The 14,199-nt window shown below is 46.6% G+C and carries 14 protein-coding genes; 8 read left to right on the top strand and 6 right to left on the bottom strand.

Annotated elements, in window-relative coordinates:
• Positions 1-73: 73 nt before the first annotated feature.
• Complete coding sequence (locus FNY66_RS09130; protein WP_150310904.1) at positions 74-1,534, top strand: arylsulfatase; 1,461 nt, start codon at positions 74-76, stop codon at positions 1,532-1,534.
• Between the two features lie 115 nt (positions 1,535-1,649).
• Here FNY66_RS09130 and FNY66_RS15505 read toward each other — a convergent pair whose 3' ends face one another.
• The 4 genes from FNY66_RS15505 to FNY66_RS09145 all read right to left on the bottom strand — a co-directional run bounded on the left by FNY66_RS15505 (position 1,650) and on the right by FNY66_RS09145 (position 5,077).
• Positions 1,650-1,817 (bottom strand): DUF6903 family protein, encoded by a 168-nt coding sequence (locus tag FNY66_RS15505; RefSeq protein WP_190324814.1) that lies wholly within the window; start codon positions 1,815-1,817, stop codon positions 1,650-1,652.
• Between the two features lie 12 nt (positions 1,818-1,829).
• A complete protein-coding gene (locus FNY66_RS09135) occupies positions 1,830-2,702 on the bottom strand; it encodes a carbohydrate ABC transporter permease (protein WP_150310905.1) in 873 nt (290 codons plus the stop codon).
• A gap of 18 nt (positions 2,703-2,720) precedes the next feature.
• Positions 2,721-3,611: a carbohydrate ABC transporter permease gene (locus FNY66_RS09140; RefSeq protein WP_150310906.1), complete on the bottom strand. Its 891-nt coding sequence runs from the start codon at positions 3,609-3,611 to the stop codon at positions 2,721-2,723.
• An 86-nt stretch (positions 3,612-3,697) separates the two neighbouring features.
• Positions 3,698-5,077, bottom strand: coding sequence for a carbohydrate ABC transporter substrate-binding protein (locus tag FNY66_RS09145; protein WP_150310907.1), 1,380 nt, complete (start codon positions 5,075-5,077; stop codon positions 3,698-3,700).
• 242 nt (positions 5,078-5,319) lie between these two features.
• On the opposite strand from FNY66_RS09145, the gene FNY66_RS09150 reads away from it, so the two are divergent.
• Positions 5,320-6,150 carry a helix-turn-helix transcriptional regulator gene (locus FNY66_RS09150; RefSeq protein ID WP_150310908.1) on the top strand — a complete coding sequence of 277 codons (831 nt, stop codon included), beginning with the start codon at positions 5,320-5,322 and terminating at the stop codon, positions 6,148-6,150.
• A gap of 1 nt (position 6,151) precedes the next feature.
• Here the strand turns inward: FNY66_RS09150 and gnpA are convergent, their stop codons facing one another.
• Positions 6,152-8,320 (bottom strand): 1,3-beta-galactosyl-N-acetylhexosamine phosphorylase, encoded by a 2,169-nt coding sequence (gnpA, locus tag FNY66_RS09155; RefSeq protein ID WP_150310951.1) that lies wholly within the window; start codon positions 8,318-8,320, stop codon positions 6,152-6,154.
• A 279-nt stretch (positions 8,321-8,599) separates the two neighbouring features.
• Here gnpA and FNY66_RS09160 point away from each other — a divergent pair, with 279 nt between their 5' ends.
• From FNY66_RS09160 to FNY66_RS09185, 6 genes are all read left to right on the top strand, one after another.
• The gene (locus FNY66_RS09160; protein WP_150310909.1) at positions 8,600-9,187 is read left to right on the top strand and encodes a DUF4854 domain-containing protein; all 588 of its coding nucleotides are present in this window, start codon (positions 8,600-8,602) and stop codon (positions 9,185-9,187) included.
• Between the two features lie 187 nt (positions 9,188-9,374).
• A complete protein-coding gene (locus tag FNY66_RS09165; RefSeq protein ID WP_150310910.1) occupies positions 9,375-10,226 on the top strand; it encodes an ABC transporter ATP-binding protein in 852 nt (283 codons plus the stop codon).
• Positions 10,223-10,954: an ABC transporter permease gene (locus tag FNY66_RS09170; protein ID WP_229409484.1), complete on the top strand. Its 732-nt coding sequence runs from the start codon at positions 10,223-10,225 to the stop codon at positions 10,952-10,954. The genes FNY66_RS09165 and FNY66_RS09170 overlap by 4 nt, the downstream gene beginning before the upstream one ends.
• Positions 10,955-10,958: 4 nt before the next feature.
• Complete coding sequence (locus FNY66_RS09175) at positions 10,959-11,333, top strand: GntR family transcriptional regulator (RefSeq protein ID WP_087150845.1); 375 nt, start codon at positions 10,959-10,961, stop codon at positions 11,331-11,333.
• A 30-nt stretch (positions 11,334-11,363) separates the two neighbouring features.
• The gene (locus FNY66_RS09180) at positions 11,364-12,137 is read left to right on the top strand and encodes an ABC transporter ATP-binding protein (RefSeq protein WP_150310911.1); all 774 of its coding nucleotides are present in this window, start codon (positions 11,364-11,366) and stop codon (positions 12,135-12,137) included.
• Positions 12,134-12,781 (top strand): ABC-2 transporter permease, encoded by a 648-nt coding sequence (locus tag FNY66_RS09185; protein ID WP_087150843.1) that lies wholly within the window; start codon positions 12,134-12,136, stop codon positions 12,779-12,781. Before FNY66_RS09180 ends, FNY66_RS09185 begins: the two co-directional genes overlap by 4 nt.
• Positions 12,782-12,883: 102 nt before the next feature.
• On the opposite strand, the gene FNY66_RS09190 is transcribed toward FNY66_RS09185, so the two are convergent.
• A complete protein-coding gene (locus FNY66_RS09190; protein ID WP_150310912.1) occupies positions 12,884-14,191 on the bottom strand; it encodes an L-cysteine desulfidase family protein in 1,308 nt (435 codons plus the stop codon).
• Between the last annotated feature and the right edge of the window lie 8 nt (positions 14,192-14,199).

Below are 14,199 nucleotides of genomic sequence, written 5' to 3' on the forward strand. Positions count from 1 at the left end.
AATCAGAAGCTCTGTCTCTCCTTTTTCCGGGAGAGACAGTATGTTCTTAAATCAGCAGACAAGGAGGCATAACATGTCAAAGCCTAATGTCGTATTCATCATGACCGACCAGCTTCGGGCCGACTGCCTGGGATACGCAGGACACCCCGATGTCAAGACTCCGTATCTTGATACCCTTGCCGCACGGGGAGTCGTTTTCGACCACGCCTACAGTGCGTGTCCGAGCTGTATCGCAGCACGGGCTGCCCTTCATACAGGTATGGAACAGAGTCATCACGGCCGTGTCGGCTATGAGGATAACATTCCCTGGAACTATGAGCACACGATGGCCGGGGAGCTCTCAAAAGCCGGATATTATACCCAGTGCGTCGGCAAAATGCATGTGCATCCGCTGCGCAATTATCTTGGATTTCACAATGTGGAGCTCCATGACGGCTACCTCCACTGTGCCCGGTACGGAAGTGTTCCTTACCGCGAATCCCAATTCATCGCCGACGACTATTTCCACTGGCTGAAACAGGAGCTCGGAACCAATGCTGATGTGACTGATACCGGACTGGACTGCAATGGCTGGGTGGCACGCCCGTGGATGCATGATGAGAAATATCATCCCACCAACTGGGTCACGGACAGAAGCCTTGATTTCCTGCGCAGACGGGATCCTCGGAAGCCTTTTTTCCTGATGGCATCCTACCTGCGTCCGCATCCTCCGTTTGACGCGCCGCAATACTATTTTGACTTGTACAGCAGCAGGAAACTCCGTGCGCCGTTCGTCGGTTCCTGGGAGACGGATGAGTATCTGAAAGCGAACGGCAGGATTTTTGATTCTAAAACAGGTCCCTCCGATCCGGAACTTATACGCCAGGCTCAGATCGGATACTACGCATGTATCACACATCTTGACCACCAGATCGGCCGTCTGATCATGGCCCTGATCGAACAGGAAGTTTATGATAACACAGTATTTATCTTCACAGCTGATCATGGAGAAGAACTGTGCGACCACCATATGTTCCGCAAATCCCGCCCTTATGAAGGGAGCTGCCATATTCCGCTGTTTATCACTGCCGGGAAAAATGTACTGCCCGATATAAAGTCCGGATCCTCCTGCCACAGTATCGCGGAACTGCGGGATATTATGCCCACGCTGCTGGATATAGCCGGGGCAGAGATCCCGTCTTCTGTAGACGGAGAGAGCCTTCTTCCTCTTACAGAACACCCGGACCTTACACAGCGGACATGGCTGCACGGTGAACATTCCTACGGCGAATTTTCAAATCACTGGATCGTCACAGAGAAAGATAAATATATATGGCATTCCCAGTCCGGCAGGGAGCAGTATTTTGATCTGGCATCCGATCCACATGAACTAAACGACCTGATATCCGGCCAGGAGCATCAGGACCGTATTGCCGAACTGCGTTCCTGTCTGATCGAATCTCTCAAAGGAAGACCGGAAGGATTTACTGACGACGTCCGGCTGATTCCGGGGCGGCCATATCCACCGACGCTTCCGTCTGCTGTCCTGCCATAGCCCTGTAAATTACTGTAGAATCTCATTTCAGAAAAGAGCGAACACTCCGGATGAAACCGGAGCGACCGCTCTTTTCTGCGCATATTTTGTATTGTCAGATTCTGCGTGATCTGTGTCACTTATATTTCCTGTTGTACAGGTACAGGAGAACAAGAAGCCCTGCAAGCCCGATCAGTTCCATAGCAAGCCCGGTCGCACCGATATTCTTCTGTCCGACAACAATCAGTGCAATGCAGACGATAAAGATAATCAACAGGATAATATTTTTGATTACATTACTCATATCACTACCTCCTTATCCTTTCAGTCCGCCGAGCGTCATACCTTTCGTAAGCTGCTTCTGTACACAGACGTAAAGAATCAGTACCGGTATCATAACAATAACCAGGCCGGCATACATAATACCGTAGTTCGTCGCCGTCCTCTCCACTGCCATCAGATTCTTAAGTCCGACGGCGAGTGTACTATTATCATCCATAATTGTAAACGCAATAATATATTCATTCCAGAATGACAGGAACTGGAACAGGATTACCGTAAGGATACTCGGTTTTGCCATCGGTATCATGATCTGTACCATTGTCTTTAAGTATCCGCATCCGTCAATATATGCCGCCTCTTCAAACCCTTTCGGCAGTGTTTTAAAATATCCGCTCAACAGATAGATAGAAAACGACAACGAACTTGAAGCATAGATCACTGACAATATAAATCTGTTGTCAAGGAAGAATTCTACTCCAAGTGCCTTGTTCGCATCACTAAGCATCAGAAAAATCGGAACTACGATATAGTTAATATTTACAAATAACCCTGCCATGAAAGCGATATTAAGAATTTTCTTACCTTTAAAATCAAATCTCGAAAGCGCATATGCTGCAGGGAGCGCGATCACGAGGAGCAGCGCCAGAGAAAGTGCGGTGACAATTACTGAGTTCAGGAAGTACTTGCCCATCTCTGCGTCAACAAATGCTGTAATATAATTCTGATACTGCAGCTGTTCCGGAAGAGCCCAGGGATTTGTTCCCTGTCCGATAAACTCCGCATTACGCTTAAAGCTTGCCATAAATACCCATGCAACAGGTACAAGGATAGATACCGTCATTGCTATCAGAGCTGCATAGACAATGATTTTGAAGATGATCTTTGTGATCAGATTTTGTTTTTTCATCTTATCTACGCCCCCTTCCTAGAATTCCAGTACTTCACGTTCCGTGATCTTATTTACGATTGCTGCAAGCGCAAACGAGAAAATGAACACTACAACACCGATCGCCATACCGTATCCATAAACGCCGGCGCCGTATGCCTGCTTGTACATATAGTTGAGGAATACCTCTGAATGACCGTTCGGACCACCGTCTGACATAATCTGCACAAACAGGAAACTCAGATTGATCGTACTGATAATATAGAATGTCAGCGTTGTACGGATGTTACTCCACACAAGCGGAAGTGTCACCCGGAAGAACATCTGGATTTCTGTTGCTCCGTCGAGGGACGCAGCCTCATAGAGATCCTGCGGAATTGCCGCCATGCTGGCCATATACATTACCATATAGTAACCGATCGCCTGCCATACGAGGGCAAAGATTACCGAATAAAGTACGATCTTCTCGTCTCCCATCCACTGATGTGCCAGGCTCCCAAGACCGATTGCATTGAGGAATGTATTGAGCAGACCGGTACTAGGATTATAAATCGCTCCAAAAATACCTGCAATAACAACGATACTTAAAATATTCGGTATGTAAAAAATAACGCGGAAGAAATTTTTCCCTTTAAATTTGCCGCGGGAAAGTATTGCGGCAAACAAGATCGCGAAGAATACGGTACATAATGTCACAAGTACAATGATCGCGATCGAATTCTGCATCGCCTGAAGAAAATTCTTATCTGCAATAAGCGATTTGAAGTTATTTAAACCGACAAATTCTTTTCTGTTTGTTATTCCGCCCATGCGATACAGAGACATTCTGAACACGTTGATAGTCGGAATAAATATAAAAAGAGTAACCAATATAGCCGCCGGTGCAATACAGAAAAAGACAAACCGTCCCTGAGACCGTTTTCGATTCATATTACGTCTCCTTTCCTTGTTAAAAACGGTGAGCTGTAACAACTCACCGTTTTTTCAGCGTATCTGTATGTTTGTGTTCTAATGGTTTACTCCATCGCGTTTGCACACTGCTCCCATACATCTACGAGCTGCTTCTGCCACTCGTCAACTGTCATGGCGCCGTTACTGATGGAATCGATCGGTCCGTATACAGAACCTTTCATATCCAGTCCTTCGATCGGAGCTGTTGTTGCCCATGTACCTGTTACAGCCACTACATCGTCTCCAGTCTGGAAACTGCTCTTGATCACACCGTCCGGAAGCTTATCAGCCGCTCCTTTTACCGGTACAACAATCGGAGAGTCAGACTCTTCTCCAGTCTCTGCATTTGTTGTCTTATTTGCAAGGCAGAGATCTACAACTGTATCAGAATACATAAATTTAATAAATTCTTTTGCAAGATCAATGTTTGCAGCATCTGCCGGAATCCACATCTGCTCTGTAAATGTATATACAGCCTGATCCTCGTCAGCGCTCCACTTCGGAACACCCATTACTCCCCATTCGTAATCTGCAGGAGTGGAGTTTGCCATCTCACCAACTACCCAGCTTCCGTTCGGCATAAAGAGCGCCTCGCCGTCAATAACCGCCTGCTGGTTGATCTTAAAGCCGCCGTCCGTGTTTGCATTGGATACTGTATCAGCCCAGATGTTATCTGAAGATACAAGCTCTGCTACCGTATCGAGAACTTTTCTTCCCTCGTCTGATGTCCATGTGTTTGCATCATATGTCAGAGCTTTGTTGTAGAAATCCGTTCCGCCTGCCTGTGCCAGCATAGCGTAGATCGTAGCATCGAAATATCCCGGCTGCGGATATGTGAAGAGCGCTCTTCCGTCCGCTTTTGCCTGCTGTCCGAGTTCGAACATCTCGTCCCATGTAGTCGGAACTGCATATTCTTTACCCTCGCCTACGAGATTTGCATTATACCAGAATCCGGTCTGTGTGTAGAAAATAGGTGCCAGGTAGATCTTGCCGTCTCCATATGGCTGGGCTGCAGTACCGTCAAGGATGCCATCCAGCATCTTGCCCTTGAGCTCATCGTCGAATACATCAGAAATATCTGCCACTGCTTCTTCTTTGAGCATTGTCTCTGTGAATCCGCTTGCCTGTCCGAGATTATAGTAGACAATATCAGGAATGTCGCCGTTCTGAATGTTCTTTGTAAGAACCTGATCCAGCTCGGAGGACAACGTGAGTTCTACTTCACAGCCCGTCTCTTCCTCAAACGCTGCTGTAATCTTTTCCCAGATCTCAGCTCCGTTACCGCCTTCAAAAGCTGCAACCTTCAGTACATTGCTGTCACCTTCGCTGCTTGCGCCGCCTTCATCACTGTTGCTGCTGCCCCCGCCGCATGCTGCCAGCATAGAGACCGCCATCACAGAAACAAGTGATACGGAAATCAGCTTTTTCACCATTTTCTTTTTCATAAAAAGTACCTCCTCCTTATTTGATGCTATCATCATAGCTTATTTCGTAAATCATATCAATACGGATATTGCCTTTCATTTTATGTTTGTTGCTATTTTTACAGATTGTTTCCGAAATATCTAAATCTTTTTTGTCATTTCTAGCCATATTTTCTTGCCTTTTTTCTTTTCTGCTTTGTATAATATAGACAACTGGAAACTCCCCCCGCATTTTAGGGGCTTCAAGAATAAAGGAGGCTGCCATGGGACACAGACATTATTCGATAAAAATGCAGGATATTCCGAGAATGAATTCGAGACTTCTGTCCGTCTCTTTGTCCAAAGATGAGAAAGACTGGCAAAGTGTATTTCACACACATCACTTTACAGAGATTTTTTTTGTGCTAAACGGCAAAGGGAATTTCCTGTTCCGCAATGATATTCATCCAATCAAAACCGGAGACCTCATCATTATTCCTCCGTATTTAGAACATACCGAACAGTCAATTCCGGGAATGCCTCTGGAGTACTATGTGATCGGCATTGACGGCATCGCTTTCCAGACAGAAAACAACGCTGCCTCAGCACAGATTTTCTGCAATTTTGACAATCGGATGCTGATTGCAGATTTATTTGCACAGATGTATTACGAAGTCAAGACTGAACGTGAAGGATCCGACCTGATCTGCCAGCATCTTCTCGAAATACTGATTCTGCGGATAATGCGTTCCCGGCATATAATCCCTGTCCCGATTACATCTGTGCGTATGACAAAAGAATGTGCCCAGATCAAAGAATATCTGGACACAAACTATGCAGAACATATTACACTGGAAACCCTGACCAGCCTGACTCATATGAACAAATACTATATGGCCCATTCCTTCACAAAGTTTACAGGAATGTCACCTATCCAGTACCTGAACCGGCGCCGCCTGGAGACAGCATGCCAGCTTCTGCGTGATACTGATTACTCCGTCTCTGATATTTCCAGTCAGACGGGTTTTTCCTCCCAGTCCTATTTCACGCAGATCTTTCGAAAATTTTATGGGATAACCCCCATCAAATACCGTCAGATCCACACAAAAAAGTAGACTATATCTCATACCAGCGGATTTCATTTGCCTCTAGCTCAACGTTGAAACTCGATCCGTCACCCCGGTATACTGTAGTGTTCTGCGGCTCATATGTGTTGTTTACCACGCAGTATTTGCCGTTTTTAACATAAGCATGAACTTCTACATTAAAGTTCGTGCTGAACCATTTGTATACGTTCTCCTCATCGTGTGAAGCCCAGATGATAGAACGGTACAGAATACGGCTGTTTTCAAAACTGTACGGAAGACCGCTGATATATACGCAGCGTCCTCTGCCGAATTCGTTGACTGCCATCTGCACTTCTTTATCTCTCTGCACGAGGATCTCTGCCCCGTCAAGCGCATAGATGCTCTTCTTACCTTCACCAAAGTCGATTTCTTTTGTACAGTCCGCCTTAATGAAGTGATCATGCTCTTCCCAGTTATACTTATCAACATTAAGGGTGAACCCTGTCTCTTTCTCGACTCCCATCACTGTTGCAAGCTGCAGGAAATGCCCCTGGTACTGGTGCCCTGCCGGTTCTCCGACACCGATGAATCCACCGCCGTTATAGATAAAACTCTTTACTGCAGTAACAATCTTTTCATCCGTCCAGTTCTCTCCGCCGGTGTAAGCTGTATCCGCATCGCCGACATTGAGGATCACATCGATATCATCCAGAATATGCGGGTCTTTTCTGATATCATCGAAGCTGATAAATTTAACATCGAACGGAGCGCCGCTTAATGCCTCTATGACTCCTGCATATGAATAATTCTGTTTATGGTATATCGCATGATGTACCATATGATTTCCCCATGCACGCATCTTTCCCCAGCAGTTAAGCACAGCCAATTTTTTGATGCAGTATGGTGTCGTACCTTTGATATTCTCATAAAGAGTACGGAATTCGTCACATACACTCTCTACATAATCTATAAACTCCGGGAACTGCATTGCCAGCTTCAGATAACCGCCGTATCCGATTCTGTCGATCGGTTTGCGCAGAATTGCCCTTCTTGCGGTCACCCAGTTATATTTTGCCTCTTTCACCGGATCTCCGCCCTCATGGAAAGTATCCGGGAAGAAATACGGCAGAAGCCGTCCCTCTGTATACTTTACACCCTCAATATCGCTGATAAGTCTTAATGTAGCACCGTTTCCAACGCTTCCCACAACAGCGTCAAGTCCGACAGACTTAAATTCATCCATAAACGGTTCCATGCCGATCCAGTGGTCGCCGAGGAACATCATCGCTTCTTTCCCGCACTCATGTGTGATATCAACCATCTCTTTCGCCAGCTTCGCTACTTCTCTTCTCTGGAAAGCCTGAAAATCCTGAAATTCTTTCGAAGGGATGCGGTAGGGGTTATTCATATAGCCCTGATCGATAATGTATTCCGGACGGAACTTATACCCTGCTTCTTTTTCAAACTGTTCCAGTATATATGGGCTCACCGATGCCGAATAACCGTACCAGTCCACATATTTTTCACGCGCGAGTTCGTCAAAAATCAATGTAAACTGATGGAAAAATGTAGTATAGCGGATCACGTTGACATGCGGATTATCCTTTATAAATTTGCGCAGTCTTTCCATAGAGTATTTATGAGTCTTCGGCTGGCGCACATCAAAAGTGATCTGTTTCTCAAAATCTTTCCAGTCGTTTGTCACCGCATTGTACATATGTACCGGATCCCACATGATATAAGCCAGGAAACTGACCGTGTAATCATGGAACGGTTCTGCGCCGTGGATCGTCACATCGCCGTCATCACTATCATAATTCCACAATTCAGGTGAAACAACTTCTCCTGTTGTACGATCAATTACTTCCCACCATCTTGTGATATCGTCATGGTCATTCACTTTGAGCATGTCCGGATAAAGATGATTCATAAGGTGGATTGACAGTTCTTCATCTACCGCTGTATAGAATGGCGTCATGATATACATCTGCTGAATCTCATCCGGGTTTGCCTTGGCCCACGCATTATCCTTTCTTGTCGTATAATAAGTGGAGTAAACTTTTGCATCTACATTTTTAAGTTCCTCCGGATAGTCAGTACCATCACAGTCGCGGATCGCATCTGCGCCCCATTTTTCAAGTAATTCCAAAGTTTCCGGTACGACATCTAAATCTGTCGGGATTGTCACCCTTCCTTTTGTATGCTCTTTCACTGCCATTCTCCTTTCTTTGTAAGTTTTCAATTCAATGATTTTCTCCATCATATTTGAAAACGGTCTCAACGTCAATCTGCTCATTGCTCACATTTTTATAATTCTTGCGTATTACTTAGTTTTTATCTTATATTTACTACATTTCCGCAATTTCTATTGCCCTGATCTGTTTCAAAATATTTTTATATCGCAGGCATCATAAAATATTTATCGGAATTTAATTTGCTAATACATTTGTCTTATGAGATAATGCCGGTAACAGAATATTAAGGGAGGAAAAAGACTATGAAAAACATTATACGAAAACTCTTGCTGCTGATATGTATTATGATGCTGCCATTTACACTCACGGCATGCAGCGGTTCTAAAAACAACGACAACTCAGCTAAGAGCAACAACTCAGAAGATAAAAACGCTGATTCAGATGGCAACGGCTCAGATAACGCTTCCGAAACTGAAGCCGCAGGGAAATTTCCATCGATACAGGAATTCATTGATTCCGATCTCTTTCAGGATGAAATGAAGTCTCAGATATCTGAATTCGAAGAAGAAGGATTGACCATGTCATTTTCGGCTGAAGATAACAAACTGATCTGGGACTTCAAGATCAATGATCCGGATTTATCAGCCGCCCTTGATACGGCATCTCTCGAATCTGCCCTTGGTTCACAGTCCTCTACATTTGAATCTGTTGCAGAAGTACTCCCGACGGCTGTAGATGTGGATGATCCGGTCGTAGTCGCCCGCTATCTGGACAGTGAAGGAACTGTACTTGCATCTGGAGAGTTCACGGCACCGGATTCATCAAATGGAACAGACAGCGGAACGGGCAGCGATTCATCAGACGCCCCAGAAACGGACACAACTGAATAAGTATAAAAGATAAACAATATATGATGCACGGGATGCCAGACTTTTCTGGTATCCTCTTTTTTTCACATCCGGTGATTATTCAGCTTGATATTTTTTAAACTGTATATATTAGATATTGACAGAAAGCACATTATCGTATATACTGTGCTTATCAAACAAGCACAGTGTTATCAAAGGAGCATGACATATGCATGAAGATTATATCTCTATCAGCCACATATCGAAAAAATATGACAAAGATTTGGTATTAAAAGACGTAAACGCTGTCCTCCACAAAGGAGAGATCCTCGGTTTCTTAGGGCCAAGCGGAGCCGGAAAGACGACCACCATCAAGATCCTGACCGGACAGCTCATGCCTACATCGGGCGAGGCGAAAGTCCTCGGAATCGACTGCTGCAGGATCGATGAGCGTATCTACGAACAGATCGGCATCGTCTCGGATTCAAGCGGCGTGTATGAGCGGATGAGTGTCTACGACAACCTTAAGTATTTTGCAAGACTCTTAAACGTTCCCCTGAAAAACATAGATCCGCTCTTAAAGCGCATCGGCCTCTATGAGCATAAAAAGAAGCCTGCGGCAAAGCTCTCAAGAGGACAGACACAGAGGCTCATTCTCGCAAGGGCACTGCTGCATAAGCCGAAAGTCCTCTTTCTCGACGAACCCACAAGCGGACTTGATCCGTCCACTGCTCTTGAAATCCACCGCATATTAAAAGAGCTCAAGGATGATGGCATGGCCATCTTTCTCACCACACACAATATGGAAGAGGCCACTAAGCTCTGCGACCATGTGGCTCTCCTGAATGAAGGCGTGATCGTCGAGTACGGCACTCCCGAAGAGATCTGTCTGAAATACAACCGGATCAAAAAGTACCGGGTGCAGCTCACTGACGGCTCGAGACATGTCCTGCTGCATGGCGCAGATACAACCGGGCGCATCACTTCATGGATGAATGAAGACCGAATCGAGACACTGCACACATGCGAACCGACACTTGAAACTGTATTCTTAGAAGTAACAGGGAGGGAATTACAATGAAACCAATCCATATAAGAAAACTTGCCGCGATAATCGATGTGAAAGGAAGAGCACTCTTCAGCAAGAATTTTATCATTATGCCCATTTTCTCTCTCGGATTTACATTTCTTATGCAGATTATTTACGAGAGAGCCTCCGGCGGGATGGCCGGCATGAACGCCTACGCCCTCGCCATGGGAATGCTCATGAATGTCTCCATGATGGGGTTCTACTGTACTGCCGCCGCTCTGGCTGAAGAAAAGGAAAAGAACACGCTCCGCACCCTTATGACGTCTTCTGTTAACGGTCTTGAGTTCTTCCTCGGAAGTCTCATCCCGGTCGTTCTGATGAGCGAGGTCGTCAATATACTGTGCGTGTTTATCACGCATGTCTCCATGACCCCGGCTCAGTGGGGCGCTTACATTGCCGTCACCACAACAGCCTCTGTCATAGCAGCTGTAGTCGGGATGATCCTGGGAATCTTCTCAAAGAATCAAGTCACGGCAAGCACGATCACAACACCGGTCGTACTTGTATTTATGATGATCCCCATGTTCACGGGTTTCAGCGAAACACTTCAGAAAATCAGCATGTTCTTCTTTACCGGGATCGCATTTGACGCTATTGCAAATATAAGCAGCGGACTGCCGGCAGTAGATATAAAGGGGATTGCCGTTCTCACGGCAGAGATGGTCCTGTCCGTCTTCCTCTTCCTTGTCCTCTACCGCAGGAACGGATTCGAGAGGTAAGCCTATGGAAATCATTTTAAGCAATGCAAGCGACCGCCCCATCTACGAGCAGATCACTTCACAGATCAAGGAAATGATCATGAAAGGACTGTTAAAGCCTGGCGAGCCGATGCCCTCCATGCGGAAGCTTGCCAGGGATCTCCATGTCAGCGTCATTACCACACAACGGGCCTATGACGATCTGGCAAGAGACGGATTCATCGTCACTGTACCGGCTAAGGGGACCTTTGTCTCCACGCAGAATCAGGACTTCATAAGAGAAGAAAATCTGCGGCGCATCGAGAAACTGCTCTCAGACGCCGCTGCCCTCGGACGGGAAAACGGACTTTCTCTCAATGAACTCAAAGCTACGCTGGAAGTCGTATATGCGGACGAATAATCTACTATTTTCACATAAAGGAGCAGCTATATGGAATATGCAATAGAGGTCAGAAATCTGACCAAACGCTACAAAGACTTCACTCTCGATGATATCTCATTTGCCCTGCCCAGCGGCACTGTCATGGGACTCATCGGGGAAAACGGGGCCGGCAAGTCCACTCTCATCAACTCGATCCTCGGTATTGCGGACTGCGATTCCCAACTGGTCTCCATGCTTGGACTCGACATGAAGACACACGGCAAGAAAATCAAAGAGGATATCGCCGCCCTTTTCTCCGGTTATCTGGAGAAATTCGGACTCCCGCAGAAAAAGAAAATCAAAAAAATGTCCACCGGCATGCGGGTAAAACTGGAGTTCGCCGCTGCATTGAGCCATCACCCGAAGCTCCTGATACTCGATGAGGCGACCAGCGGGCTTGATCCCGTGTTCCGCGACGAAATCCTTGATATCTTACGGGAATTCACCGAAGATAAAGGCCATGCCATACTCATGTCCTCACACATCACCAGTGACCTTGACAAGATTGCCGACTACATCGCCTATCTCCATGAGGGAAAGATACAGTTTATCAAAACATACGACGAGATCCGCAGCGACTACGGAATCATCACCTGCGGGCAGGAGCTCTTCGACAGCCTTAGCAGGGACGATATTGCCGCCTATAAAAAAGAACCATACAGTTACCAGGTACTTATCAAAAACCGCGGGAAAGTCCGGCAGGTATTTCAGGACATTGAGATCGCAAATGCATCCGTTGAAGATATTATGCTATTCTGCGCAAAAGGAGAACAAGTGAAATGAAAGGGATCATACTCAAAGACTTATATGATAATTTCTATATCAAGAAAAACCTCGCGTCCTTCATATTCGGACTGGGATTTATCGTCCTCACAGCAGGACTCGTCCATACCCAGTATTCTTTCATACTGTATGTGGAACTGATCGCCACTATCTTGGGATCCTTCGCTCTGGAAGCTGCTTCAGAACAGGATGAGAAAGCCAGCTTCGACAAGCTGCAGATCACATTCCCGGTGACAAAATCCGAGATCGTGATCGCCAAATATCTGCTCGCTCTGATATTCCTTGCAGCGAGCAATCTACTCTCACTTATCTTCACCATGTTTCACGTATTCGCATGGAATACCGCCACGTTTGTTCAGGGTGTCCAGATCTGGTGTACAGGGATTGCAATTTCAGTAGCTTTTACTGCTGTTTCCTATGTCATGTTCTTTCTCTTCGGGAAGAAGGTAGCCACTGTTCTGTATGTAATTATAGCCGTGTTCATCACCAGTATATACGCAGCATCTTCAGTAATCATCGGTCTGGATGACTTCATTGCAGCAAACAAAACAGCGCTGCTCTGCATCAGTATACCGGCCGCTTTTCTTCTCTTTGGTCTAAGCTGCCTGATATCCATTCAGATCTACAAGAAGAGGCACTCGTGATCCGTCACGAGCGCCTCTTCTTCTGTCGCCGCATGATCCGCGCCCGCAGTACCACCTGTATCTGGGGTGCTTCCCATATCTTCAGTATAACGTTTTCCCTGACTACGAGATCTCTTCGATCTTCGTTTTCCCGATCATCAGGTTCAGGATCTCCACATCGGTCTGTTTCATACCTGCACGGCCTACGTATCCCACCGCCTTGATCGTATCTTCCGGACAGTCCATGACAAGTCCTTCTCCTCTGCCGAAGGTCAGCCCTCTCATCGCCATCTTGTGGCTCAGTATCGCTGCCTGCAGCGCAGTAGATATCTTAGCAGCGCAGCTCGGTTTCGCGCCGTCGCACACGATACCGCCCGCGTCAGCGATCGTATTCACGACCGTATTCTCTATCTGTTCCAATGTGCCTCCATGCAGATATGTGATGCCTGCTCCCGCGCCTGCCGCTGCACAGACCGCGCCGCAGTATGCGGAAAGAGATCCGATATATCTCTTCTGATTCAGCGCCACCAGATTTGAAACACATAGTGCGCGATATATTTCTTCCTCTGTTTTCTCCATCGCATGGCCATACTCAATCACCGGAAGGGAACAGGTCATTCCCTGATTGCCGGAGCCGGAGTTAATGATAACAGGCAGCGAGCAGCCGCTCATCCTGGCATCAGATCCCGCCGCAGCCTTCGCCACAGCCCTCCATTTCACATCGCCGCCGAATTCTTCCAGAACAACTCTTCCGACCTGGGCGCCCCAGGGATTTTTCAGCCCCTCTTCCGCAATTCTCGTATTATACTTCACCTGACGTCCCAATACGTTCTCCACATCTTCCATGCGTACTTCATTCGCGAATGCGATGATATCCTCTAGGTTCAGCAGGTTTTTATCCGGCGTCTCATCATCCGTGATCTCTGCCGCCTGAATTTCCGCTTCTTCTTTTTCAAACAATACTCTTCCGTTCTTCTCGATCCGGGTAATGTTCGTATGCTCGTCCTCTATGACGACTATAGCTTCCTCTTCCTTACAGACAGCCTTTGCCTCAATATAGAGATTGGCTACCCCCTCTTTCAGAACGCAGTCGCAGAATCCGTTTTGGATCAGCTCTTTCGTCCTGATGATATCCGACTCTTTCACTGTCTCCAGTACTTCCAGTGCCTGCCCCGGATCTCCGCCGGTCAGTCCGAGCACGGCTGCCGCCTCTACTCCTTTCATTCCGCCGGAATTCGGTACTGTGACTCCCTTTACATTCTTGATGATATTTCCGCTACATGCCACAGTCAGATGCTCCGGAAATGTTCCGAGCACCTCCCCTGCCTTCGCCGCCGCATAGGCAAGTGCAATCGGCTCTGTACAGCCAAGCGCGGGTACAAGTTCTTCTTCCAGTATCCGTACATAAGTATCATAGATTTTTTTATCCATTGTATTTT

The sequence above is a fragment of the Mediterraneibacter catenae genome, assembly GCF_008691045.1.
Taxonomy (GTDB): Bacteria; Bacillota; Clostridia; order Lachnospirales; family Lachnospiraceae; genus Mediterraneibacter; species Mediterraneibacter ornithocaccae.

Excerpts from the sequence above, each read along its gene's own strand:
- FNY66_RS09160 (WP_150310909.1), top strand. The coding sequence starts at position 8,600 with ATGAAAAACATTATACGAAAACTCTTGCTGCTGATATGTATTATGATG.
- gnpA (WP_150310951.1), bottom strand. The coding sequence starts at position 8,320 with ATGGCAGTGAAAGAGCATACAAAAGGAAGGGTGACAATCCCGACAGAT.
- FNY66_RS09130 (WP_150310904.1), top strand. The coding sequence starts at position 74 with ATGTCAAAGCCTAATGTCGTATTCATCATGACCGACCAGCTTCGGGCC.
- FNY66_RS09145 (WP_150310907.1), bottom strand. The coding sequence starts at position 5,077 with ATGAAAAAGAAAATGGTGAAAAAGCTGATTTCCGTATCACTTGTTTCT.
- FNY66_RS09165 (WP_150310910.1), top strand. The coding sequence starts at position 9,375 with ATGCATGAAGATTATATCTCTATCAGCCACATATCGAAAAAATATGAC.
- FNY66_RS09175 (WP_087150845.1), top strand. The coding sequence starts at position 10,959 with ATGGAAATCATTTTAAGCAATGCAAGCGACCGCCCCATCTACGAGCAG.
- FNY66_RS09135 (WP_150310905.1), bottom strand. The coding sequence starts at position 2,702 with ATGAAAAAACAAAATCTGATCACAAAGATCATCTTCAAAATCATTGTC.
- FNY66_RS09150 (WP_150310908.1), top strand. The coding sequence starts at position 5,320 with ATGGGACACAGACATTATTCGATAAAAATGCAGGATATTCCGAGAATG.
- FNY66_RS09170 (WP_229409484.1), top strand. The coding sequence starts at position 10,223 with ATGAAACCAATCCATATAAGAAAACTTGCCGCGATAATCGATGTGAAA.
- FNY66_RS09190 (WP_150310912.1), bottom strand. The coding sequence starts at position 14,191 with ATGGATAAAAAAATCTATGATACTTATGTACGGATACTGGAAGAAGAA.
- FNY66_RS15505 (WP_190324814.1), bottom strand. The coding sequence starts at position 1,817 with ATGAGTAATGTAATCAAAAATATTATCCTGTTGATTATCTTTATCGTC.
- FNY66_RS09180 (WP_150310911.1), top strand. The coding sequence starts at position 11,364 with ATGGAATATGCAATAGAGGTCAGAAATCTGACCAAACGCTACAAAGAC.
- FNY66_RS09140 (WP_150310906.1), bottom strand. The coding sequence starts at position 3,611 with ATGAATCGAAAACGGTCTCAGGGACGGTTTGTCTTTTTCTGTATTGCA.
- FNY66_RS09185 (WP_087150843.1), top strand. The coding sequence starts at position 12,134 with ATGAAAGGGATCATACTCAAAGACTTATATGATAATTTCTATATCAAG.